18 protein-coding genes are annotated in these 22,607 nt (G+C 67.3%); 14 read left to right on the top strand and 4 right to left on the bottom strand.

What is annotated here, in order from left to right:
- Positions 1 to 14 precede the first annotated feature (14 nt).
- On the top strand, positions 15 to 1,133 hold the full coding sequence (locus BLU17_RS07575) for an ABC transporter ATP-binding protein (protein WP_091996115.1): 1,119 nt from the start codon (positions 15 to 17) through the stop codon (positions 1,131 to 1,133).
- A gap of 113 nt (positions 1,134 to 1,246) precedes the next feature.
- Here BLU17_RS07575 and BLU17_RS07570 read toward each other — a convergent pair whose 3' ends face one another.
- On the bottom strand, positions 1,247 to 2,026 hold the full coding sequence (locus tag BLU17_RS07570) for a Smr/MutS family protein (RefSeq protein WP_091996114.1): 780 nt from the start codon (positions 2,024 to 2,026) through the stop codon (positions 1,247 to 1,249).
- A gap of 242 nt (positions 2,027 to 2,268) precedes the next feature.
- Entirely contained in the window at positions 2,269 to 3,264 is a 996-nt protein-coding gene (gene trxB, locus BLU17_RS07565; protein WP_091996113.1) for a thioredoxin-disulfide reductase, read from the bottom strand.
- Positions 3,265 to 3,687: 423 nt separating this feature from the next.
- Between trxB and BLU17_RS07560 the strand changes: the two genes are divergently transcribed.
- Entirely contained in the window at positions 3,688 to 6,006 is a 2,319-nt protein-coding gene (locus BLU17_RS07560) for a DNA translocase FtsK (RefSeq protein ID WP_091996112.1), read from the top strand.
- 70 nt (positions 6,007 to 6,076) lie between these two features.
- A complete protein-coding gene (gene lolA / locus BLU17_RS07555; protein ID WP_091996111.1) occupies positions 6,077 to 6,784 on the top strand; it encodes an outer membrane lipoprotein chaperone LolA in 708 nt (235 codons plus the stop codon).
- Positions 6,785 to 6,868: 84 nt separating this feature from the next.
- On the opposite strand, the gene BLU17_RS07550 is transcribed toward lolA, so the two are convergent.
- Positions 6,869 to 7,957: an MBL fold metallo-hydrolase gene (locus BLU17_RS07550; protein WP_091996110.1), complete on the bottom strand. Its 1,089-nt coding sequence runs from the start codon at positions 7,955 to 7,957 to the stop codon at positions 6,869 to 6,871.
- A 149-nt stretch (positions 7,958 to 8,106) separates the two neighbouring features.
- On the opposite strand from BLU17_RS07550, the gene BLU17_RS07545 reads away from it, so the two are divergent.
- From BLU17_RS07545 to bioB, 10 genes are all read left to right on the top strand, one after another.
- Complete coding sequence (locus tag BLU17_RS07545; RefSeq protein WP_091996109.1) at positions 8,107 to 8,547, top strand: MerR family transcriptional regulator; 441 nt, start codon at positions 8,107 to 8,109, stop codon at positions 8,545 to 8,547.
- A gap of 30 nt (positions 8,548 to 8,577) precedes the next feature.
- A complete protein-coding gene (gene aceK / locus BLU17_RS07540) occupies positions 8,578 to 10,380 on the top strand; it encodes a bifunctional isocitrate dehydrogenase kinase/phosphatase (protein WP_091996108.1) in 1,803 nt (600 codons plus the stop codon).
- Between the two features lie 45 nt (positions 10,381 to 10,425).
- Positions 10,426 to 11,622 carry an acetyl-CoA C-acetyltransferase gene (locus tag BLU17_RS07535; RefSeq protein WP_091996107.1) on the top strand — a complete coding sequence of 399 codons (1,197 nt, stop codon included), beginning with the start codon at positions 10,426 to 10,428 and terminating at the stop codon, positions 11,620 to 11,622.
- Positions 11,623 to 11,698: 76 nt separating this feature from the next.
- Positions 11,699 to 12,376, top strand: coding sequence for an SDR family oxidoreductase (locus tag BLU17_RS07530; protein WP_091996106.1), 678 nt, complete (start codon positions 11,699 to 11,701; stop codon positions 12,374 to 12,376).
- 107 nt (positions 12,377 to 12,483) lie between these two features.
- Positions 12,484 to 12,936: a YchJ family protein gene (locus BLU17_RS07525; RefSeq protein WP_091996105.1), complete on the top strand. Its 453-nt coding sequence runs from the start codon at positions 12,484 to 12,486 to the stop codon at positions 12,934 to 12,936.
- 497 nt (positions 12,937 to 13,433) lie between these two features.
- Complete coding sequence (locus tag BLU17_RS07520; RefSeq protein WP_091996104.1) at positions 13,434 to 14,834, top strand: dienelactone hydrolase family protein; 1,401 nt, start codon at positions 13,434 to 13,436, stop codon at positions 14,832 to 14,834.
- A 403-nt stretch (positions 14,835 to 15,237) separates the two neighbouring features.
- The gene (gene bioA / locus BLU17_RS07515) at positions 15,238 to 16,608 is read left to right on the top strand and encodes an adenosylmethionine--8-amino-7-oxononanoate transaminase (RefSeq protein WP_091996103.1); all 1,371 of its coding nucleotides are present in this window, start codon (positions 15,238 to 15,240) and stop codon (positions 16,606 to 16,608) included.
- Between the two features lies 1 nt (position 16,609).
- Positions 16,610 to 17,818, top strand: a complete 1,209-nt coding sequence (gene bioF / locus BLU17_RS07510) for an 8-amino-7-oxononanoate synthase (protein WP_091996102.1) — start codon at positions 16,610 to 16,612, stop codon at positions 17,816 to 17,818.
- Positions 17,815 to 18,531: a dethiobiotin synthase gene (bioD, locus tag BLU17_RS07505; protein WP_091996101.1), complete on the top strand. Its 717-nt coding sequence runs from the start codon at positions 17,815 to 17,817 to the stop codon at positions 18,529 to 18,531. The genes bioF and bioD overlap by 4 nt, the downstream gene beginning before the upstream one ends.
- A gap of 49 nt (positions 18,532 to 18,580) precedes the next feature.
- Complete coding sequence (gene bioB / locus BLU17_RS07500; protein ID WP_091996100.1) at positions 18,581 to 19,654, top strand: biotin synthase BioB; 1,074 nt, start codon at positions 18,581 to 18,583, stop codon at positions 19,652 to 19,654.
- Positions 19,655 to 19,738: 84 nt separating this feature from the next.
- On the opposite strand, the gene cytX is transcribed toward bioB, so the two are convergent.
- The gene (gene cytX, locus BLU17_RS07495; protein ID WP_091996099.1) at positions 19,739 to 21,055 is read right to left on the bottom strand and encodes a putative hydroxymethylpyrimidine transporter CytX; all 1,317 of its coding nucleotides are present in this window, start codon (positions 21,053 to 21,055) and stop codon (positions 19,739 to 19,741) included.
- 217 nt (positions 21,056 to 21,272) lie between these two features.
- Between cytX and BLU17_RS07490 the strand changes: the two genes are divergently transcribed.
- Positions 21,273 to 22,604: a replication-associated recombination protein A gene (locus BLU17_RS07490; RefSeq protein WP_091996321.1), complete on the top strand. Its 1,332-nt coding sequence runs from the start codon at positions 21,273 to 21,275 to the stop codon at positions 22,602 to 22,604.
- Positions 22,605 to 22,607 lie beyond the last annotated feature (3 nt).

Genomic DNA, 22,607 nt, shown 5'->3' with positions numbered 1-22,607 from the left:
TAAGGATTCACGGCATGGCAAGCCTTTCCATTCGCGACGTCTACAAGACCTACCCGAACGGGGTGCCCGTCCTGAAGGGCGTCAACATCGACATCGAGGACGGCCAGTTCCTGATTCTCGTCGGCGGTTCGGGCTGCGGGAAGTCGACGCTGCTCAACATGATCGCCGGCCTCGAAACCGTCACCAAGGGCGAGATCGCCATCGACGGCAAGGTGGTGAACAACCTCTCGCCGAAGGACCGCGACATCGCGATGGTGTTCCAGTCGTACGCGCTCTATCCGTCGATGACGGTGCGCGAGAACATCTCGTTCGGCCTGAACATCCGCAAGGTGCCGAAGAACGAGCAGACGGAAATCGTCGGCCGCGTATCGAAGCTGCTGCAGATCGAGCATCTGCTCGACCGCAAGCCGGGCCAGCTCTCGGGCGGCCAGCGCCAGCGCGTGGCGATGGGCCGCGCGCTCGCGCGCGACCCTGTGATGTTCCTGTTCGACGAGCCGCTCTCGAACCTCGACGCGAAGCTGCGCATCGAGATGCGCTCGGAGATCAAGCTCCTGCATCAGCGCGTGGGCACGACGATCGTCTACGTGACGCACGACCAGATCGAGGCGATGACGCTCGGCGACCGCATCGCGGTAATGAAGGACGGCATCGTCCAGCAGTTCGGCGCGCCGCAGGACATCTACGATTCGCCGTCGAACCTGTTCGTGGCGGGCTTCATCGGCGCGCCGCCGATGAACTTCATCAACGGCAGGCTGGTGGAGCAGGGCGCGGGCGTCGGCCTCGAACTCGACACGGGCGTGGCGCGCGGCGTGCTGAACCTGCCGTTCGAGGCGAACAAGGTGCGCGGGCACGTGGGCCAGGACGTGGTGCTGGGCCTGCGCCCCGAGCGCATCACCGACGCGCGCAGCTCGCACGACGGCCACGGCCACGAACTGCAGCGCCACACCGTCAAGGTGGACGTGATCGAGCCGACCGGCCCGGACACGCTCGTGTTCGCGCAGGTCAACGGCAAGCGCATCGTGAGCCGCGTGCACCCGGGCGCGAATCCGCAGCCGCTCAGCAACATGGAACTGCTGTTCGACGTTTCGAAGGCCGTGCTGTTCGATCCGAAGACGGAAGAGCGCCTCGCCTGACCCGCTTCGCCTGATCCTTTCGCACTGGCGTTCACGGTGCGACAAAAAACCCCGTCGCGGCTCACGCAGCGAACGGGGTTTTTTCTTGTCAGGATGCCGCTGATGGAGCGCTGTCAGCGCACGGGTGGCGAGTGGTGCTGACCGTGCCCGACCGGATGCGGCTGCAGCAGCACGAGCACCGCGCCCGCGCCGCCGTCGTGCGGCCGCGCCTGGCAGAACGCGATCACTTCCTCCTTCTGCACGAGCCATGCGCGCACCTTGCCCTTGAGCACGGGCTCCTTGCCGACCGAGCCGAGGCCCTTGCCGTGGATCACGCGCACGCAGCGCAGCCCGCGCTTGCCCGCCTCGCGGATGAAGTTCTGCAGCGCCTCGCGCGCTTCCTCGCGGCGCAGACCGTGCAGGTCGAGCTGCGCCTGGACGATCCACGTACCGCGCCGCAGCTTCTTCACGACCTCGGCGCTGACGCCGGGACGGTGGTAGTAGAGCGAGTCGTCGGTGTCGAGGAGGGTTTCGGGATCGAAGTCGTCGGAGATCGCTTCGTGCAGCACGGCCTGCTCGTCGAGCCGCGTTTGCAGCGGCAGCGGCACCGGCGCCTCGCGGCGCGGCTGCACGCGCGGCGGCTGCTTGAGCGGCGCCACCTGGCCGATTTCGCGGCGAAAGAGGTCGCTATCGGCGGCGGCTTCGACGCGCGCGGCCTGGGCCGCCGCGCGTTCACGCTCGCGCTGGCGGGTCTGCGCCTTGAGCGCGTCGCGCAGGCTGCCGAGCCCGGCGAAGCCGGCAGCGGCCTTGCCGGAGACGGCGTCATCGGCTGCGGGAGCAGGGGCCGGCGCCGCGGCGGGGCGCGTTGAGGAGGGGCGCTTGGGCTCGCCCGGATGGGGCACGTTCTTGGGCATGGCGAAAGACGCTGGATAAATCGTTTGGCTGCGCGCACGGCGCAACGCCGGGGCAACGCCTCGCGGCCCGCCCGCAACTTGCGTTCGGGGCTGCCGCAAAACGAAAGGGCCGCCGGCTGGTTGGCCGCGGCCCTCCTTGTCGGTGCGTTGCCGGGCTTGCGGCCACCATTTTAGCGGCGCGGCGCCTGCCTGTTCCCGGCCGCCCGGAACGGCGGCCCGGGGCGCTTGCCGCTGTGCCTGGTTTAGCGATCGGCTTCGGCGCTCAACACGTGGGCCTGGCCGAGCTCGCTGACGGTTTCCAGATAGCGCTGCGCGTCGAGCGCGGCCATGCAGCCCGTGCCGGCGCTCGTAATGGCTTGGCGATAGACGTGATCCTGCACGTCGCCGGCCGCGAACACGCCGGGCACGCTCGTGCCGGTGGCGTTGCCGTTCAGGCCGCCGTTCGTGACGATGTAGCCGTTCTTCATCTCGAGCTGGCCTTCGAAAATGTCCGTGTTCGGCTTGTGGCCGATCGCGACGAAGAGGCCCTGCAGATCGAGGTCAGTGGTCTCGCCCGTTTTCACGTCCTTGATGCGCAGGCCGTTCACGCCGCCTTCGTTGCCCTTCACTTCGTCGAGCACGTGATTCCACTTGATCTCGACCACGCCTTCTTTCTGCTTCTCGAGCAGACGGTCGATCAGGATCGGCTCGGCGCGGAACTTGTCGCGGCGGTGGATGACCGTGACCTTGCTGGCGATGCCGGCGAGGTACAGCGCTTCTTCGACGGCCGTGTTGCCGCCGCCGATCACGGCGACGTGCTGGTTGCGGTAGAAAAAGCCGTCGCAGGTCGCGCAGGCCGAGACGCCGCGGCCCATGTAAAGCTCTTCGCTCGGCAGGCCGAGGTATTGCGCCGACGCGCCGGTCGCGATGATGAGCGAGTCGCAGGTGTACTCGCCCGAGTCGCCGATCAGGCGGATGGGTTTTTCGTCGAGCCTGGCGGTATGGATGTGATCGAACACGATTTCCGTATTGAAGCGCTCGGCGTGCTCGAGGAAACGTTGCATGAGTTCGGGGCCTTGCACGCCGTTCGCGTCTGCGGGCCAGTTCTCGACATCGGTCGTGGTCATGAGCTGGCCGCCCTGGGCGAGGCCCGTGATGAGCAGCGGCGAGAGATTCGCGCGCGCTGCGTAGACGGCAGCCGTGTAGCCGGCGGGGCCGGAACCGAGAATCAGGACTTTGGCGTGTTTGGTTGCAGACATGATCGAATTCCGTAGAAGGACGCTGCGTGGCGCGATATATCGGCCGCCCGGCGTTGCGGCGGGGCTTACGCATGAGTTGGGCATCAGCCGGCAATTATAAAGGCCGGGGAGATTCGCCGCGTCATGAAGCTTGTTGATTGGCGCGATAGCCGCCGGCCTTGCGGCGGGCAAGCCAGGCGCAAGGCCCGCGGGCGGCAAGAAGCGGGGCAAGAAGGAGCACGGAACACCCGGGACCACCCGGGACGCGACCGGACGTCGCGCCCGCAGCGTTGTCAGTTACCGTCATTTACAGCACGGGGCAGCCGGGGCCGAAACAACGCGTTTACAATAAGCCGGATCGGACGACGGCGGCCGCGCCCGTCTGCCCGCGGTGCCGGGCGGCGCGCGGACCGCAAACGCATCAAGAATCAGCACCAGGATTCAATGGCCAAAGCTCCCTTTTCCGCGCCGGCGCAGGCATTGCCTCACCGCATGTCGCGCCTTCTCACCGAAATCCGCTGGATTTTGCAGGTCGCGCTCGGCGTGTTCCTTCTGATGGCGCTCATCAGCTACAGCCGCCATGACCCGAGCTGGACCCACGCGGCCCAGGTCGATCACATTTCGAACTGGGCCGGGCGCGTCGGCGCCCGCACCTCGGACATTCTTCTGCTGCTGTTCGGCCTCTCCGCATACTGGTGGATCGTGCTGCTCGGGCGCCTCATTTCGGCGAACTACCAGCGCATTACGCGCCAGGAGGCGGTTTCCGACGATGACGACGACAAGCCGCGCGACATCAGCTGGGTCGCCGAAGCCTTCTCGTTCGTGCTCGTCGTGCTTTCGAGCTGCGGCATCGAGGCGCTGCGCATGTGGTCGCTCAAGGTGCAGTTGCCCCAGACGCCCGGCGGCGTGGTCGGCGGGGCCGTCGCGCGCGGGGTCTCGCACGCGCTCGGCTTCACGGGCGGCACGCTCGCGCTCCTGCTGGCGCTTGCCATCGGTCTCTCGCTGTACTTCCGGTTTTCGTGGCTCTCCGTGGCCGAGAAGGTCGGCGAATCCATCATCAACGCCGTGACCATGGCGCGGCTGCGCCGCGAGGCGGGCCGCGACCGCAAGCTCGGCGAGGCGGCGGCCGTGAAGCGCGAAGGCAAGGTCGAGCGCGGGCGAGTGAAAATCGAGGAGCACGAACCGGTCACGATCGTGCCGCCCGTGGTCACGCCGCAGCGCTCCGAGCGCGTGGAGAAGGAGCGCCAGGTGCCGCTCTTCAAGGATTTGCCGGGCGATTCCACGCTGCCGGCAATTTCGCTGCTCGACCCTGCGCCGGCCACGCAGGAGACCGTCTCGGACGACACGCTCGAATTCACCTCGCGCCTCATCGAGAAGAAGCTCAAGGACTTCGGCGTGGACGTGGCCGTCGTTGCCGCGTATCCGGGGCCGGTCGTCACGCGCTACGAGATCGAGCCCGCCACGGGCGTGAAGGGCAGCCAGATCGTGAACCTCGCGAAGGACCTCGCGCGCTCGCTGTCGCTTGTCTCGATCCGCGTGGTGGAAACGATTCCGGGCAAGAACTGCATGGCGCTCGAACTGCCGAACCAGCGCCGCCAGACCGTGCGCCTTTCCGAGATCCTCGGCTCGGCCGTCTATGCCGACGCGCCCTCGGCGCTCACCATGGGCCTCGGCAAGGACATCGGCGGCAAGCCCGTCTGCGCCGATCTCGCGAAGATGCCGCACCTGCTCGTGGCCGGCACGACCGGCTCGGGCAAGTCGGTGGGGATCAACGCGATGATCCTCTCGCTGCTCTACAAGGCGAGCGCCGAGCAGGTCCGCATGATCCTGATCGACCCGAAGATGCTCGAAATGAGCGTCTACGAGGGCATTCCGCATCTGTTGTGCCCCGTCGTGACCGACATGCGCCAGGCCGGCAACGCGCTGAACTGGACCGTCGCCGAGATGGAGCGCCGCTACAAGCTCATGAGCAAGCTCGGCGTGCGCAACCTCGCGGGCTACAACAACAAGATCGAAGAGGCGAACAAGCGCGAGGAAAAGATTCCGAATCCGTTCAGCCTCACGCCCGACGACCCGGAGCCGTGCCAGAAGCTGCCGCACATCGTCGTCGTGATCGACGAACTGGCCGACCTCATGATGGTGGTCGGCAAGAAGGTCGAGGAACTGATCGCGCGCATCGCGCAGAAGGCGCGCGCGGCCGGCATCCACCTGATCCTCGCGACGCAGCGGCCGTCGGTGGACGTCATCACGGGGCTCATCAAGGCCAACGTGCCGACGCGCATCGCGTTCCAGGTGTCGTCGAAGATCGACTCGCGCACGATCCTCGACCAGATGGGCGCGGAGTCGCTGCTCGGCATGGGCGACATGCTCTATCTGCCGCCGGGCTCGGGCCTGCCCGTGCGCGTGCATGGCGCGTTCGTCGGCGACGACGAGGTGCACCGCGTCGTCGAGAAGCTCAAGGAGCAGGGCGAGCCGAACTACATCGAGGGCATCCTCGAAGGCGGCACGGCGGGCGAGGGCGACGAGGGCACGGCGGCGGGAACCAGCGGCACCGGCGACGAGTCCGATCCGCTGTATGACCAGGCCGTCGAAGTGGTCATCAAGAACCGCCGGGCGTCGATCTCGCTCGTGCAGCGGCATTTGCGCATCGGCTACAACCGCGCGGCGCGGCTGCTCGAACAAATGGAGCAGTCCGGGCTCGTTTCGGCAATGTCGTCGAGCGGCAACCGCGAAATCCTCGCGCCCGGCCGCGACGCCGAATAAACCGCGCCAGGCCGCCGCGTTTTCGTGCCTTCCCCTGCGGCAGAAGAACTTCCCTCTTGGAGAACGATAGATGCAGTATCCGGCAGGACTTCCGACCCGCCTTGCGCGCACGGCGCGCCGCGCGCTCTTTGCCGTGCTCGGCGCGTCGGTCATGATGGCTTCGCAGGTTTATGCGAGCGGCACCGATCAACTGAAGCAGTTCGTCTCGCAGGTCCATGCCGCGCGCGGCAGCTTCGTGCAGCGCGAGCTCAGGGCGCCGTCGGGCGCGAAGAACGCCAGCGACGCCATCGCCACGGCCACCCTGAACGCCAGGACGTCGAGCGGCACGTTCATGTTCGCGCGGCCCGGCAAGTTCATCTGGTCGTATGAGAAGCCGTATCAGCAGGTGCTGCAATCGGACGGCGACAACCTCTATGTCTACGACAAGGACCTGAACCAGGTTACCGAGCGCAAGCTGGGCGGCGCGCTCGGCGCGAGTCCGGCGGCGATCCTGTTCGGCAGCAACGATCTCGAGAAGAACTTCACGCTCTCCGACGCGGGCGTGAAAAACGGTATCGACTGGCTGGAGCTGATCCCGAAGTCGAAGGACACGCAGTTCAAGAGCGTGGGCATCGGCTTTCGCGATGGCAGCCTGGAGGCGATGGAACTGCACGACGTGTTCGGCAACGTGACGCTGCTCACGTTCTCCAACATCGAGAAGAATCCGTCGTTGCCGGTTTCGACGTTCAGGTTCGTGCGGCCGCAGGGCGCCGATCTCATCACGGGCGGCGCGAACTAGCGCGGTTTTCACGCATCGCACTGCAGAAAGGGCGACTCGCAGGAGCCGCCCTTTTTCGTTGCGCGTTCGACGATGCGCGCGTGCTCAGGCAGCCGCGGCCGCTGCGGCCTCGAACCGGATCACCCCGTCCGTGCCGGTCGCACGCGCGATCTTGCCTGCGAGCCACAGCAGATGCAGGTGCGCAAGCGCTTCCCCCATCGCGAAGGTCATCTGGTGGATGTCGAGTTCGCGTTTGAACATGAGCGGCACGATGTCGGCGGCGCTTTGCGGCGCGCGCTCGCATGCCGCCATGACTTCCGCGAGGCGCGCGTCATGGTGCTCGCGCAACTGCGCGATGCGCGTGTGCACGCCGCGAAACGGCTTGCCGTGCGAGGGCAGTACGAGCGTGTTCCCGGGCAGCGTTTCGTAGCGGCCGAGCGATTCGAGGTAGAGGCCGAGCGGATTGCCTTCCGGCTCCATGTCGAACACCGAGACGTTGGTCGAGATGCGCGGCAGCACCATGTCGCCGGAAATCAGCACGCCGGTCGCTTCGCAAAAGAGCGCGCAGTGCTCAGGCGAATGGCCGTAGCCGGTGATGACGCGCCAGTCGCGACCGCCGATCGCCACATTGTCCGCTTCGCGCAGGCGGCGGTACTGCGAAGGCAGCGCGGGCACGAGGTTGCCGTAGTAGCCGCGGCGGTTGCGCAGCTTGTCGAGCGAGGCTTCGTCCGCGAGCCCGTGGCGCGCGAAATGGCGCGCCGCGCCTTCGCCGCCCGCGTTCGAGCCGTCGCCGGCCGCCATCACGCGCGCCTGCATGTATTCGCCGAGCGTGATCCACAGGCGCACGTCCCAGCGCTTGTTCTCTCCGCCCGCGCAGATCCAGTGCGCGAGGCCGATATGGTCGGGGTGGCAGTGCGTGACGAGCACGCGAAGCACCGGCAGGCCTTCCAGCTGATTTTCGAACACCGCTTCCCAGCGGGCCTTGATGGTGTCGTTGGCGATGCCGCAGTCCACGACGGTCCAGCCTTGTCGGCCGTCGATTTCGTCGCGCAGCAGCCAGAGGTTGATGTGGTCGAGCGCGAACGGCAGCGGCATGCGCAGCCATTTCACGCCCGGCGCGACGTCGAAGGCGAGGCCGGGCTCGGGCAGCGTATCGGCGTAGGGATAGTCGAGCTGATGTTCGAGGGCGTTCATCGAGGGTGTCTTCTCCTTTTATGGCTCACTCCGGCCCATGTAAAGCTGTCGCCGGTTGCGCAACCGCGTGCTTGACGATAACGTAAACGTCGATTCTATCGTCCCTCGCGCCGTCGCGCTGACCGCGTCGGGCCAGCCGCTCTCTCACCATGACGACCCAGTACACGATCACCGAACTTGCCAGGGAATTCGACGTAACGCCGCGTGCGATCCGCTTCTACGAGGACCAGGGCCTGCTCGCGCCCAGCCGCGAAGGCGCCGGCGGCCTCAAGCGCGTGTTTTCGGGGCGCGATCGCACGCGGCTGAAACTGACGTTGCGCGGCAAGCGGCTCGGCTTCACGCTTTCGGAGATCCGCACGCTGCTCGACCTCTACGAGTCGCCGACAGACACGCTCCCGCAGCTCCAGGCGTTCCTCGACACGGTTGTGCATCACCGCGAAATACTCGAGCGCCAGCGCGCCGACCTCGACGCGACGCTCGAAGACCTCGCGCAGTACGAGTCGCAGGCGCGCGTGCTGCTCGACAAGAGTGCGGACGGCGAGCGCGAAGCGGCCGAAAGCGCGCCGCGCTCCGCTCGCGCGAAAACCTGACGCTCGCGCGACGAAACGGGCACGGCCGCCATGAAACACTTCCCGAAACTGCTTTCCTCGCAAATCGGTTTCGATGTCGCGCAGACCATGCTCGACGGCTTCGAGCGCCATTACCGCAACTTTTGCGACGCGGCGGCGCGCGCGAGGGCGTTCTTCGAGGCCGCCGACTGGCACGCCCTGCAGCAGCTCGCGCGCGAGCGCATCGCTTCCTATGACGACTGCGTGAAGGAGTGCGTCGTCGCGCTCGAAGACGAATACAGCGCCGAGACCATCGACGACGAAGTCTGGCAGCAGATCAAGCTGCACTACATCGGCTTGCTCACGACGCACCGGCAGCCCGAATGCGCGGAGACGTTCTTCAACTCCGTGTGCTGCAAGATCCTGCACCGCTCGTACTTCAACAACGATTTCATCTTCGTGCGGCCCGCCATCTCGACGGAATACATCGAGAACGACGAGCCTGCCGCGAAGCCCACGTATCGCGCGTACTATCCCGGCAAGGACGGACTCGCGGCGACGCTCGCGCGCATCGTCACGAACTTCCAGCTCGAGACGCCCTTCGAGGACCTGCCTCGCGACGTCGACTGCATCATGCAGACGATGCTCGACACGTTCGGCGTGGTCGAGCCGAAGCCGAACTTCCAGATTCACGTGCTTTCGTCGCTGTTTTTCCGGCACAAGAGCGCGTATATCGTCGGGCGCATCATCAACGGCGATCTGCTCGCGCCGTTCGTCGTGCCGGTCCGTCATGTGCAGGCGGGCAAGCTCGCACTCGATACGGTGCTGCTGCGCACCGAGCAACTGCTGATCCTGTTCAGCTTCTCGCACTCGTATTTTCTTGTGGACATGGAAGTGCCGTCCGCCTACGTGGAGTTTCTGCGCACCATCATGCCGCGCAAGGCCAAGGGCGAGATCTACACGTCGCTCGGGCTGCAGAAGCAGGGCAAGAACCTGTTCTATCGCGACTTGCTCCATCACCTCTCGCATTCGAGCGACCGGTTCATCATCGCGCCGGGTATTCGCGGCATGGTGATGATCGTATTCACGCTGCCTTCGTATCCCTACGTGTTCAAGGTCATCAAGGACAGCTTTCCGGCGCCGAAAGAGACCACGCGCGAGCAGGTCGAGGCGAAGTATCAGCTCGTCAAGCGCCACGACCGCCTGGGGCGGCTTGCCGACACGCTCGAATACTCGAGCGTGGCGCTGCCGGTTGCGCGGCTCGACGAGGGGCTCGTGCGCGAGCTGGAAACGCTCGCGCCCTCGATGATCGAATACGAAGGCAACAACCTCGTGATCCGCCACGTGTACATCGAGCGGCGCATGGTGCCGCTCAACCTCTATCTGCAGAACGGCAGCGACGAGGAGGTCGATCACGGCATTCGCGAATACGGCAACGCGGTGAAGGATTTGCTGCGCGCGAACATCTTTCCGGGCGACATGCTCTACAAGAATTTCGGCGTGACGCGCAACGGCCGCGTGGTGTTCTACGACTACGACGAAATCGAATATCTCACCGACTGCAATGTGCGAGCCGTGCCGCCGCCGCGTAACGAGGAAGACGAACTGTCTGGCGAGCCGTGGTACGCGGTCGGTCCACGCGATATTTTTCCGGAAACGTATGGCGCCTTTTTGCTCGGCGACCCGCGTGTCAAGCGCGCGTTTCTTGCGCATCACGCGGACTTCTTCGATCCTGCGCTCTGGCAGGACAGCCGCGCGCGGCTCATCGCCGGCGAGGTGCCGGACTGTTTTCCCTATGACGCATCGATTCGTTTCAGCGTGCGCTACGCCGCACGTTTCGAGCGCGACGACGCGCCGGCCGTGCGCGTTGCGTAGCGCGTGACGACGACGTTCAAACCGGATTCATCGAGGAGCACGAACATGAGTGAGACGCAAAAGCAGGACGCCATCGTGATCGTTTCGGCGGCGCGCACGCCGATGGCGGGCTTCCAGGGAGACTTCGCGACGCTCGCCGCGCCGCAGCTTGGCGCCGTCGCGATCGCGGCGGCCGTCGAACGTGCGGGCCTGAAGCCCGAGCAGGTCGACGAGGTCGTGATGGGCTGCGTGCTGCCCGCGGGACAAGGCCAGGCGCCCGCGCGCCAGGCGGCGCTGGGCGCGGGCCTGCCGTTCGCCGCAGGCGCGACGACCGTCAACAAGATGTGCGGATCGGGCATGCGTGCGGCGATGTTCGCGCACGACATGCTGCTGGCGGGTTCGGCCGAGGTGATCGTGGCGGGCGGCATGGAGAGCATGTCGAACGCGCCGTATCTCCTGCCGAAGGCGCGCGCGGGCATGCGCATGGGCCACGGCCAGGTGCTCGATCACATGTTCCTCGACGGCCTCGAAGACGCCTATGACAAAGGCCGCTTGATGGGCACGTTCGCGGAGGAGTGCGCGGGCGAGTTCGACTTTTCGCGCGAGCGCCAGGACGCCTTCGCGATCGAGTCGCTCAAGCGCGCGAAACGCGCCAACGAAGACGGTTCGTTTTCGTGGGAGATCGCACCGGTGAAGGTGGCTTCGCGCACAGGCGAGGCCACCATCGGGCGCGACGAGCAGCCGTTCAGGGCCAACCCCGACAAGATCCCCACGCTCAAGCCCGCGTTCAGCAAGACCGGTACGGTCACGGCCGCGAACTCGTCGTCGATTTCGGACGGCGCGGCGGCGCTCGTGATGATGCGCGAGTCGACCGCGAAGCTGCTCGGCCTCGTGCCGCTTGCGCGCGTGACGGGGCATTCCACCTTCGCGCAGCAGCCCGCGAAGTTCACGACGGCGCCCGTCGGGGCGATGGCGAAGCTGTTCGAAAAGACCGGCTGGAAGGCGAGCGACGTCGATCTCTACGAGATCAACGAGGCTTTCGCCGTGGTCACGATGGCCGCGATGAAGGCGCACGACCTGCCGCACGAGAAGGTCAACGTGAACGGCGGCGCGTGCGCGCTCGGCCACCCGATCGGCGCTTCGGGCGCACGCATTCTCGTCACGCTGATCGGCGCGTTGCGCGCGCGCGGCGGCAAGCGCGGCGTGGCGACACTGTGCATCGGCGGCGGCGAAGCCACGGCGATGGGCGTCGAACTGCTGTAGGCTAGCGCCTGATGGCGCGCGCCACGGGGAGGCGGCGCGCCGCGGCGGTTTCGTGGCAAACGGGAGAGGTGGCGAGATGAAAACAGCGTTGATCGTGGGCGCGTCGCGCGGCCTCGGTTTCGAGTTCGCGCGGCAGTATGCGAAGGCCGGCTGGCGCGTGCTGGCCACGGCGCGCGGGCCCGAAGCGCTCCAAGCCCTGCGCGATATCGGCGCGCAGCCGTTCCAGCTCGACATCGCGCGCCCCGAGGAAATCGCCGCGCTCGGCTGGAAGCTCGACGGCGAGCGGCTCGACGTGGCGCTTGTCGTCTCGGGCGTCTATGGTCCGCGCACGGAAGGCGTCGAGACCATCACGGCCGAAGACTTCGAATACGTGATGAACACCAACGTGCGCGGGCCGATGCAACTGATCCCGATCTTGCTGCCGCTCGTCGACGAAGCTCACGGCGTGCTCGGCGTGCTGTCGAGCCGCATGGGCAGCATCGCGCAGACCACGGGCACGACGGGCTGGCTCTATCGCGCGAGCAAGGCGGCGCTCAACGACGTGCTGAAGATCACTTCGCTGCAAACGCGCCGCGCCACCTGCGTCGCGCTGCATCCGGGCTGGGTGCGCACCGACATGGGCGGCGCGCATGCGGCGATCGACCCGGCGGCGAGCGTTGCGGGCATGCGCGAGGTAGTGGCCGAGGCCGCCGCCGCGCGCGATGTCTTCAACGGCCGCTTTTTCCAGTTCGACGGGGCCGAACTCGACTGGTAAAGCGCCGTCCGTCTGCGCTACGCTTGCTGCCTCGCGAAGCGGGGCGATGGCGCCCCGCGCGACGCGGGCCTGCATTGCGCGGCCTCCCGCAACGGAACCACGACCCGATGAACGCTGAAACTCCGCGCGCCGCCCGGCCCGCCGACTGTCCCTGCGGCGGCGCCGCACCCAACCAGAAAGCCGGCACCAGGGCGCCGCGCTACGCCGACTGCTGCGGCCGCTTCATCGACGGCGCCGCGGTGCCCGCCACCGCGCTCGAACTGATGCGCTCGCGCTACACCGCCTACGTGCTGGGCATCGAGGCTTATTTGCGCTCGACCTGGGCGCCCGAGACCTGTCCCGCCGATCTCGACGTCGATCCCGCAGCCGAAGGCGCGCCGCACTGGCTCGGACTTGCCATCAAGCGTCACGAGCAACGCGACGAAACGCATGCGATCGTCGAATTCGTCGCGCGCTACAAAACCGGCGGACGCGCGTTCCGCCTGCACGAAACGAGTCGCTTCACGCGCGGCGCCGACGACCGCTGGCGCTACGTTGACGGCGACGTTTCGCCGAGCTGACGAAACGCTAACGCCAACGGCTGCAATGGCGCCGATAGTGGTGCTGGTGCAAGCAGGCATTTACTGCATTTATTTCCTCACTGTTGCCTCCGCGCGACGCTCATCCTGAGTCCTTTTTACCGATCCGCCGTCACGACTCGCCTGGCATGCCTTATGCCGGGTTACCCCTGAATTGCACAACAAATATTTGTCGTGCGAGTATCTAATCACGGTGCCCGGCACGGTAGGTAAGCGCATAGCGAAGACGTTTTTTCGCACACGCCTATGCCGATGCAAACGGGTGCTGGCGGCGGGTCTGATCGACGATAGAACTGCGCCGCGCAGGTGTTCCGATCGATGTACTCCCCCGTTACGGGTCACATGCCCGCGCATGGCTTCGCGGCCAGGCGCAACGGTGTCTCGTTGCGCCTGTGAACGGCGCGCGGCAGAAGCCGGGCAGGAGTGCGGGTCGGACGGTAGTCGGATTGACGGCAGGTCTTTTGCAGGTGGTGTAGCGCATGGCGTTCAGAAAGCTCCTTACCGGGTGGGTCGTAGCCGGCACCGCGTGTGTGCTTTCGGTCGCGCACGCAGCGTCGCTTTCCGATCCGGCAGGTGCGCCGGCGAACGCGCAACTCGCCGCCAACGCCCCGGCAACGCACGCCGCCGACGCATCCCGTTCGAACTTCGCGGGCGGTCCCCTCGGCAGCGCCAATGTCCCGCGTCTTGCGCTCGACGACGCCTATCTTCCCGTCGTTCGCGCCGACATGAACGCCCAGGTGATCCGCGTTCCGGCGGATGCCGCTGGCGACGTCACGCTCGAAACCACGGTTTACCGCCCGGACGGTCCCGGCCCGTTCCCGATGGTGATCTTCAACCACGGCAAGATTCCCGGCGACCCCCGCTTCCAGGCGCGCAGCGATCCGCTTTCGTTCGCGCGCGAGTTCGTGCGCCGCGGCTATGTGGTCGTCGCGCCGAACCGCCAGGGCTTCGCGGATTCGGGCGGCTCGTATCAGCAGGATGGCTGCGACGTTGCGAGCAATGGCCTCGGCCAGGCAGCCGACGTCGCCGCAACCATCGGGTACATGTCGAAAGAGCCGTACGTCGACGCGGGGCAGATCGTCGTCGCGGGCACCTCGCACGGCGGCCTCGCCACCATGGCCTACGGCACCGAAGCGGCGAAGGGCGTGCGCGCGCTCATCAACTTCTCTGGCGGCCTGCGCCAGGACGCCTGCACGGGCTGGCAGGACAACCTGACCCAGGCGTTCGGCGACTACGGCGGCAAGGCCCGCGTGGCTTCGCTCTGGCTCTACGGCGACAACGACTCGGTCTGGTCGCCCGACCTCGTCTCGAAGATGTTCGCCGCGTACCGCGACGCGCAAACGCGTGGCGATCGCCCGGCCGTGACGGCGAAGCTCGTGGACTTCGGCTCGTACAAGAACGATGCGCATCGCCTCGTGGGCGACCGCGACGGCGTGAAGATCTGGTGGCCCACGGTCGAGGCGTTCCTCGCGAGTCGCGGCCTTCCCACGGCGGTCCAGTACCGCGTGGCGACGCAGGCCGCGCCGCATGGCACGGGCTACGCGCAGATCGATTCGGTCGGCGCCGTGCCTTACGTCGATCAGGCGGGCCGCGACGGCTATCGCAACTTCCTCAAGCAGTATCCGAGTCGCGCGTTCGCGGTGTCCGACTCCGGCGCGTGGTCGTGGGCCGAAGGCGGCGACAACCCCATGGCCGTCGCCATCTCGAACTGCGAGAAGCACAGCTCCGATCCGTGCCGCCTCTATGCGGTGAACAACACCGTGGTGTGGAACAACGGCGGGACGCAGACCGCGCAGAATGGCGACGGCGGCGACAACGCCCGCGCCACGGCGGAAAACGACAACGCCGACGACAGCGGCCACTCGCTGGCGAGTCGATAACGCGGCACCTGGCGCCCGGCGGCTTCGGCAGGACTCGAATTCTCTCCCCAGCGCATCAGAAACGGCGGCCCGGCAACGGGCCGTCTGGCTTTCGTCTGCCTTTCTTCGATCGCCCGCGTGCCCGCGCAGCCTGTGGGTACGCGCCCGCGCGTCGCCAAAAATGCCCCGCGTGCCGTCCCCGATCTGCGAATTCGCATGGCCTCGCAGATTTTTTTGCACAAGGCGGGTTCACTTTGCCGTCGTCATCTCCGCGCATTTGAGCGCTTTCCTTCCGATTGGCGTCGAGCTGTTTCAAACCGCGCGCAACGCCGCGCCGGCGCGCTTTCGGCGGTCATTTTGGGGGTAGTGCATTGCGGCGGCTAACACGTTAATCTCGGTCCCGCTGTCGTATCGGGAGTCGTATTTGAATTCGCAATCGAACCTTGCCCGCGAAGATCGCGCCGCGACCGACTGGGTCGCTCGCAGCCTGCGCGCCGTGTGGCATCCCTGCACCCAGATGAAACATCACGAGCGCTTGCCGCTGGTGGCGGTCGCGCGCGCCGAGGGGCCGTGGCTCCACGACCGCGAAGGCCGCCGCTATCTGGATGCGATCAGCTCGTGGTGGGTGAACCTGTTCGGCCACGCCAATCCCTCGATCAACGCCGCACTCAAGGCGCAGCTCGACACGCTCGAGCACGTGATGCTCGCGGGCTGCACGCACGAGCCCGCCGTCGAGCTTGCCGAACGTCTTTCGGCGCGCACCGGCGGCGTGCTCGGTCATGCGTTCTTCGCTTCCGATGGCGCATCCGCCGTCGAAATCGCGCTCAAGATGAGCTTTCACTCGTGGCGTAATCGCGGCGAGAACGGCAAGCGCGAATTCGTTTGCCTTGCCAACAGCTACCACGGCGAAACCATCGGCGCGCTCGGCGTGACCGATGTGAAGCTCTTCAGGGATGCGTACGATCCGCTGCTGCATCACGCGCACGTCGTCGCTTCGCCCGACGCGCGCGCGGCCCAGCCCGGCGAAAGCCCGGCCGACGTCGCGCGCCGCGCGCTCGCCGATGTCGAACGCCTCTTCGTCGAGCGCGAAGGCCGCATCGCCGCGCTGATCGTCGAGCCGCTCGTGCAGTGCGCGGCCGGCATGGCGATGCACGATCCCGCCTATCTCAAGGGCCTGCGCGCGCTGTGCGGCCGTCATCGCGTGCACCTGATCGCCGACGAAATCGCCGTGGGTTGCGGGCGTACCGGCACGTTTTTCGCGTGCGAGCAGGCGGCCGTGTGGCCCGATCTGCTCACGCTCTCGAAGGGCATCAGCGGCGGCTATCTGCCGCTCTCGATCGTGCTCTCGCGCGACGCCATCTACGAAGCGTTCTACGACGACGACACCGCGCGTGGTTTCCTCCATTCGCATTCGTACACCGGCAATCCGCTCGCGTGCCGCGCGGCGCTCGCCACGCTCGATCTGTTCGAGCGCGACGACGTGATCGCCGCGAACGCACGCAAATCGGCGCGTTTGCGCGAACTGTTCGATCCGTTCGCCGCGCATCCGCTCGTACGCAACCTGCGTCAGTGCGGCACGATTCTCGCGTTCGACGTCGCGCTCGGCGACCCGCGGCGCGCGGCCACGTTCTCGCGCCGCTTCTTCGAGAACGCGCTGCAGCGCGAACTGCTGCTGCGCCCGATCGGCACGACGGTCTACGTCATGCCGCCGTACATTCTGGACAACGAAACACAGGCGCTCCTCGCTGCACGCACGCGCGAGACGTTCGACGCCACCGTGGCCGAGGATCTCTGATATGGCACTGCTCGATACTCTCGAACGCGGTCTGCGCGACATCGACGCGCGCGGCCTGCGCCGCCGCCGCCGGACCGCCGACACGCCGTGCAGCGCGCACATGCAGGTGGACGGCCGCGCGACCATCGGCTTCGCGAGCAACGACTATCTCGGCCTTGCCGCGCATCCGCAACTGGTCGCCGCCATTGCCGAAGGCGCGCAGCGCTACGGCGCGGGCAGCGGCGGCTCGCACCTGCTGGGCGGCCACTCGCGCGCCCATGCGCAACTCGAAGACGATCTCGCGGCGTTCGCGGGCACCTTCGCCGACGCGCCGCGCGCGCTGTACTTCAGCACGGGCTACATGGCCAATCTCGCGGTGCTCACGGCGCTCGCGGGCCGCGACACGACGATCTTTTCCGATGCGCTCAATCATGCGTCGCTGATCGACGGCGCGCGGCTCTCGCGCGCCGACATCCAGATCTATCCGCATGCCGACATGGCCGCGCTCGCCGCGCTGCTCGAGGCGTCGGAGGCAAGCGCGAAGGTAATCGTGAGCGACACGGTGTTCAGCATGGACGGCGATGTGGCGCCGCTCGCGCGTCTCGTCGAGCTTGCCGAAAAGCACGGTGCGTGGCTCGTGGTCGACGATGCGCACGGTTTCGGCGTCCTCGGTCCGCAGGGCCGCGGCGCGCTGGCTAATGCCGGGCTGCGCTCCGGGCATCTCGTGATGGTCGGCACGCTCGGCAAGGCGGCAGGCGTTTCGGGCGCGTTCGTCTGCGCGCACGGCACCGTGATCGAATGGCTCGTGCAGCGCGCGCGTCCCTATATCTTCACGACGGCTTCGTCGCCGGCGCTCGCGCATGCGGTGTCGGCGAGCCTGCGCCTGATCGGCGGCGAGGAGGGCGACGCGCGGCGCGCGCACCTGAAGCACCTGATCGCGCGCACGCGTTCGCTGCTCGGCGAGACCTGCTGGCAGCCCGTCGATTCGCATACCGCCGTCCAGCCGCTCGTGATCGGCGCCAACGAGGCGACGCTTGCGCTGCAGGCCGCGCTGGAACACGACGGCCTGTGGGTGCCCGCCATCCGGCCGCCCACCGTGCCCGAGGGCACCTCGCGGCTGCGCATCTCGCTCTCGGCTGCGCATTCGGATGCGGACCTCGACCGTCTCGACGCCTCGCTGCAGCGCGCGAGCCTTGATGCACGCACAAACGCCCGGGAGGCCGTGCAGTGACGGTCTCGCTCTTCGTCACCGGCACCGATACGGAGATCGGCAAGACCTTCGTGAGCGCCGCGCTGCTGCGCGGCTTCGCGCGTGCGGGGCTGCGCGCCACGGCGCTCAAGCCGATTGCCGCGGGCGCGTACGAGCGCGACGGCGTTTGGCGCAACGAGGACGCCGATCAGCTCGATGCCGCCTCCACCGTGCTGCTGCCGCCCGAAATTCGCACGCCGTTCCTGCTCAGGGAGCCCGCTGCGCCGCACATCGCCGCCGCGCTCGAAGGCGTGACGCTCGACATGGCGCGCATCGTCGAATGCCACGCGCAAGCGTGCCGGCGCGCGGACGCCGTCGTCGTGGAAGGCGTGGGCGGTTTTCGCGTGCCGCTCACGGCGACTGCGGACACCGCCGATCTGGCCGTCGCGCTCGGCCTGCCCGTGGTGCTCGTGGTCGGCATGCGGCTCGGCTGCATCAGCCACGCGCTGCTCACCGCCGAAGCGATCGCCGCGCGCGGGCTGAAGCTCGCGGGCTGGGTCGCGAACCGTATCGATCCGGCCATGACGTTCCCCGAAGAAAACATCGACGCGCTGCGCGAGCGCCTCGCCGCCCGGTACGGTGCGCCGCTCGTCGGCGTCGTGCCGCACCTGCCCGGCGCGAGCGCCGACGATGCCGCAGGACACCTGAATATCGACGCGTTGCTCGCGCGCCTTCGCGCGCACGCCAGCGCTTGAGCGCGCGCGTCATCACCATACCGTCACCGTCTCGAAGGACCACGACACCATGACTCAAACGCAAACCGTCAACGTTCCCGTCACGAAGGCCGCCGCGGCCGCCCAGGCGCAAAGCGAGACCGCTTCGCGCTGGCGTGTCGCCGACGTCGCCGCGCTCTACGAGCTGCCGTTCAACGACCTGATGTTCCGCGCCCAACAGGTGCATCGCGAGCATTTCGACGCCAACGCCGTGCAGCTTTCCACGCTTCTCTCGATCAAGACCGGCGGTTGCGAGGAGGATTGCGCGTACTGTCCGCAGTCGTCGCATCACGACACGGGCCTCGACGCGAGCAAGCTGATGGAAGTCGACGCCGTGCTCGCCGCCGCGCGCAACGCGAAGGCCAATGGCGCGACGCGCTTTTGCATGGGCGCGGCGTGGCGCAACCCGAAGGACCGCCATCTCGAGCCGATCAAGGACATGATCCGCGGCGTGAAGGCAATGGGCCTCGAAACCTGCGTGACGCTCGGCATGCTCGAAGACCATCAGGCGAAGGCGCTCGCCGACGCGGGCCTCGACTACTACAACCACAACCTCGACACGTCACCGGAGTTCTACGGCCAGATCATCTCGACGCGCACCTACCAGGACCGCCTGGAGACGCTCGAGCGCGTGCGCGACGCGGGCATCAACGTGTGCTGCGGCGGTATCGTCGGCATGGGCGAGTCGCGCCGCGAGCGTGCGGGCCTGATCGCGCAGCTCGCGAACATGGAGCCGTATCCGGAGTCGGTGCCCATCAACAATCTCGTGCAGGTGAGCGGCACGCCGCTCGAAGGCACCGAGCCGCTCGATCCGTTCGAGTTCGTGCGCACGATCGCCGTGGCGCGCATCACGATGCCCAAGGCGATGGTCCGTCTCTCGGCGGGCCGCGAGCAGATGGACGATGCGCTTCAGGCGCTGTGCTTCATGGCGGGCGCGAACTCGATCTTCTACGGCGACCAGCTCCTCACGACGGCTAACCCGCAGGCGCAAGCCGACCGCGAGCTGCTGCAGCGCCTCGGCATCACGGCGCAGGCCGCGCAGCATCTGCCCGCCGACGACCATGCGCATCACGGGCATCGCGGCGGCTGCGGCCACTGCGAGTAACGCTTCACGCCTCGCCGAAAGCAAAAACGCCACGCTGCGAAGCGTGGCGTTTTTTATTGCGCCGACGACCTGGCGTGCGGCGCCTCAGGCGTAAGCCGCGCGCCGGCGCCCGGCGAGCACGAGATAGCAGACCGCGCCGACCACGAGCGCGGGCAGCGTCGCGCCGAGAGTCGGCAGCCACTGGTTGAGCGCGTGATATGCGCCGATGCCGAGCGCCCACGCGATGAACGCGCTCACGTGCCAGCCGCCCGAATAGCCGTAGGCGCCGTTCAGGTCGGCGAGCGCCTGCGCGTCGATGCGGCGGCGGCGCACGACGAAGTGATCGGCGAGCACGACGCCAAAGAGCGGCGCGAACACCGAGCCGATGAACAGCAGGAAGTTCTCGTATTTTGCCATCGGCACGACGAGGCCGATCACCGTGCACAGCGCGCCGAACGCGGCCGAGAGCCACGGCACGCTGGCGCGCGTCCAGAGCGTGCCGGTGGAGACGGCGGCCGAGTGGATGTCGGCGAACGCGTTGTCGATTTCGTCGATCAGCACGAGCAGCAGCGCGAGGCCGCCGCCCGCCTGCGCGAGCGCCGTGGTGAGGAGCGCGTCGCCGCCGCCGGCCGCGAGGCCATAGATCGCGCCGAGCGCATAGAACCAGAGGTTCGCGATGCCATAGCCGAACAGCGTGCCGCGGAACGTCTCGCCCGCGCGGCGGCCGAAGCGCGTGTAGTCGGCGATGAGCGGCAGCCACGAAAGCGGCATCGCCACCACGAGGTCGATCGCGCTGCCGAACGGCATCTCGCCCGTGCCGGGACGGCGCATCATCGCGCCGAGATCGTGCTGCGCGAGCAGGCTCCAGGTGAGCCAGGCGGCGCCCGCGAGCAGCAGCCAGATGCCCCACGTGCGCAGGAACCGCCGGACGAACGAGAGCGGGCCGCTCACGGCGAGCAGCGTGGCGAGCACGCCGAAGATCACGGTCCAGACGAGCGGCATCGAGAGATGGAACGCCTGCCGGGCGAGCGCATCGGCGGAATCGCGCATCACGATGATCTCGAACGCGCCCCAGCCCACGAGCTGCACCATGTTGATGACGGCCGGAATCGACGCGCCGCGGATGCCGAGCGTCGGCCGCAGCGACGACATGGCGGCAAGCCCCGTGTCCGTGCCGATCACGCCGGCGAGCGCGAGCAGCACCACGCCGATCACGCTGCCGACGACGATGGCCGTGAGCGCGTGCGGCAGCGAGAGGCCGGGCACGAGCAGCGCCCCCGCCTGGGCGACCAGCAGGCCGATGCCGAGCGAGAACCACAACGCGAACGCGTCGCCGGTGCGGAACTGGCGGCGCGCATCGGGCACGGGCGCGTTCGGCGCGTAAGTGGAGCCGGCCTCGCCGGCGTGCGAATCTTGAGTCATGTGGAACGCTTTCCTCTCTATCGTCGGTTTTGTCCGTTTTATCCGGCTGCGTCGGCTTGAGCGATGGAGCACGCGTCTCGCGTCGCCGCGCACGCTGTCATAATGCACGACTACATCCGGCGTGGCGGACCGTTTTGCGGGGGAAGCAGGGGCTCCGTCCCCGAATCCAGGGCAAGTGCGCAATCCGCCGGAAAGCCGTCATTATCGCGAAAACGTCATGTTTGAAGAAACCCGTGCCAACGTTCCGCTCGCCGAGCGGCTGCGCCCGCGCTCCATCGACGAGGTCATCGGCCAGAAGCACCTGCTCGGGCCGAACAAGCCGCTGCGCGTCGCGTTCGAGTCCGGCGAAGCCCATTCGATGATCCTCTGGGGGCCGCCCGGCGTCGGCAAGACCACGCTCGCGCGCCTCATGGCCGACGCCTTCCACGCCGAGTTCATCGCGCTTTCCGCGGTGCTTTCGGGCGTGAAGGACATACGCGAGGCGGTGGAGCAGGCGCAACTGAATCGCGCGCACGGGCATCAGACGCTCGTGTTCGTCGACGAGGTCCATCGCTTCAACAAGAGCCAGCAAGACGCCTTCCTGCCGCACGTGGAGTCGGGCCTGTTCGTGTTCATCGGGGCGACGACGGAGAATCCGTCGTTCGAGGTGAACAGCGCGTTGCTCTCGCGCGCGGCCGTGTACGTGCTCAAGAGCCTCGACGAGGAAGAGCAGGGCGAGCTGCTCGCACGCGCGAGCAAGGAACTGGGCGGCCTCACGTTCACCGACGAAGCGAAGAAGGCGCTGATCGGTTCCGCCGACGGCGACGGCCGCAAGCTCCTGAACAACCTCGAAATCGTCGCGCGCGCGGCCGCGCAGCAAAAGAAGAGCGAGATCGACGGCGAACTGCTCGGCAGCGCGCTGGCCGAGAACCTGCGCCGCTTCGACAAGGGCGGCGACGCGTTCTACGACCAGATCAGCGCGCTGCACAAGTCGGTGCGCGGCAGCAATCCGGACGGCGCGCTCTACTGGTTCTGCCGCATGCTCGACGGCGGCGCGGACCCGCGTTATCTCGCGCGGCGCATCGTGCGCATGGCCTGGGAGGACATCGGTCTCGCCGATCCGCGCGCTGCGCGCATCACGCTCGACGCCGCCGAAACCTATGAGCGCCTGGGGTCCCCGGAAGGCGAACTCGCGCTCGCGCAGGCGGTGATTTATCTCGCCGTCGCGCCGAAGTCGAACGCGGGCTACATGGCGTACAACGAGGCGCGGCGCTTCGTCGGCAAGGACCAGTCGCGCGCGGTGCCGATCCATTTGCGCAACGCGCCGACGCGGCTCATGAAGGAGCTGGGCTACGGTCACGAATACCGCTACGCGCACGACGAACCCGACGCCTACGCGGCCGGCGAGACCTATCTGCCCGACGGCATGCGCGAGCCGCGCTGGTATCAGCCCACGCCGCGCGGGCTCGAAGGCAAGATCGGCGAAAAGCTCGCGCGCCTCGCCGAACTCGACGCGCAATGGCGCGACGAGCATCGCGACGAAATCCGCGAGAGAAAGCGCAAGGGCTGAATC

Source organism: Paraburkholderia lycopersici, assembly GCF_900096975.1.
GTDB lineage: Bacteria > Pseudomonadota > Gammaproteobacteria > Burkholderiales > Burkholderiaceae > Paraburkholderia > Paraburkholderia lycopersici.
The sequence above is the reverse complement of the archived record's forward strand: the minus strand, read 5'-3'. Positions and strand labels throughout refer to the sequence as shown.

Bases quoted from the DNA above. Each gene is read 5' to 3' on its own strand.
- BLU17_RS07575 (WP_091996115.1), top strand. From the start codon at position 15: ATGGCAAGCCTTTCCATTCGCGACGTCTACAAGACCTACCCGAACGGG.
- BLU17_RS07570 (WP_091996114.1), bottom strand. From the start codon at position 2,026: ATGCCCAAGAACGTGCCCCATCCGGGCGAGCCCAAGCGCCCCTCCTCA.
- trxB (WP_091996113.1), bottom strand. From the start codon at position 3,264: ATGTCTGCAACCAAACACGCCAAAGTCCTGATTCTCGGTTCCGGCCCC.
- BLU17_RS07560 (WP_091996112.1), top strand. From the start codon at position 3,688: ATGGCCAAAGCTCCCTTTTCCGCGCCGGCGCAGGCATTGCCTCACCGC.
- lolA (WP_091996111.1), top strand. From the start codon at position 6,077: ATGCAGTATCCGGCAGGACTTCCGACCCGCCTTGCGCGCACGGCGCGC.
- BLU17_RS07550 (WP_091996110.1), bottom strand. From the start codon at position 7,957: ATGAACGCCCTCGAACATCAGCTCGACTATCCCTACGCCGATACGCTG.
- BLU17_RS07545 (WP_091996109.1), top strand. From the start codon at position 8,107: ATGACGACCCAGTACACGATCACCGAACTTGCCAGGGAATTCGACGTA.
- aceK (WP_091996108.1), top strand. From the start codon at position 8,578: ATGAAACACTTCCCGAAACTGCTTTCCTCGCAAATCGGTTTCGATGTC.
- BLU17_RS07535 (WP_091996107.1), top strand. From the start codon at position 10,426: ATGAGTGAGACGCAAAAGCAGGACGCCATCGTGATCGTTTCGGCGGCG.
- BLU17_RS07530 (WP_091996106.1), top strand. From the start codon at position 11,699: ATGAAAACAGCGTTGATCGTGGGCGCGTCGCGCGGCCTCGGTTTCGAG.
- BLU17_RS07525 (WP_091996105.1), top strand. From the start codon at position 12,484: ATGAACGCTGAAACTCCGCGCGCCGCCCGGCCCGCCGACTGTCCCTGC.
- BLU17_RS07520 (WP_091996104.1), top strand. From the start codon at position 13,434: ATGGCGTTCAGAAAGCTCCTTACCGGGTGGGTCGTAGCCGGCACCGCG.
- bioF (WP_091996102.1), top strand. From the start codon at position 16,610: ATGGCACTGCTCGATACTCTCGAACGCGGTCTGCGCGACATCGACGCG.
- bioB (WP_091996100.1), top strand. From the start codon at position 18,581: ATGACTCAAACGCAAACCGTCAACGTTCCCGTCACGAAGGCCGCCGCG.
- cytX (WP_091996099.1), bottom strand. From the start codon at position 21,055: ATGACTCAAGATTCGCACGCCGGCGAGGCCGGCTCCACTTACGCGCCG.
- BLU17_RS07490 (WP_091996321.1), top strand. From the start codon at position 21,273: ATGTTTGAAGAAACCCGTGCCAACGTTCCGCTCGCCGAGCGGCTGCGC.